Source organism: Nocardia higoensis NBRC 100133 (assembly GCF_000308595.1).
Classification (GTDB): Bacteria; Actinomycetota; Actinomycetes; order Mycobacteriales; family Mycobacteriaceae; genus Nocardia; species Nocardia higoensis.
Map to the genome: position 1 here is coordinate 1 of NZ_BAGA01000156.1, position 506 is coordinate 506.

The following is a 506-nucleotide window of genomic DNA, read 5'->3' on the forward strand; positions in this document are numbered from 1 at the left end:
CTCGATGCCGTTGATCGCGCGCCCGACCAGCTCGGTGAACCATTCGCCGGCGAAATCGGGCATCGGCTCGGTGTCCGTGCCGGGGACGGCACGGGTGCGGGCGTTCAGCCGGCCGATCTCCTGGTTGGCCTCGACGTAGGAGCGCATCCGCGCCTCGTAGCGGGCGAAACCGGTGGCGGGCTCCCAGCCGGCGGCGGCCAGTTCACCGGCCAGCACGTAGGCGCCGACCAAAGCCAGCCCGGTGCCCTGTCCGGACATCGGCGACGAGCTGAACGCCGCGTCCCCGAGCAGCCCGACCCGTCCGTTCGACCAGCGGTCCATCACCACCTGGGCGACCTGGTCGAGGTAGAAGTCCGGGGCGTCGTCCAGGTGCGCGAGGATGTCCGGGGTCGACCAGCCCAGGCCGGCCATCCGCTCGCGCAGCAGGCGCTTCTGGGCCGCGACGTCGCGGTAGTCGACGTCGAAGTCGGCCGAGGGGAAGTAGAACATGGCCATGGCCCGGGTGG

The 506-nt window shown here is 71.5% G+C and carries 1 protein-coding gene; it reads right to left on the reverse strand.

Features of this window, described 5'->3' with window-relative positions; all coding sequences use genetic code 11:
- On the reverse strand, positions 1-506 hold a 506-nt coding region (locus tag ON26_RS27260; protein WP_040800432.1), incomplete at both ends, for an FAD-dependent monooxygenase.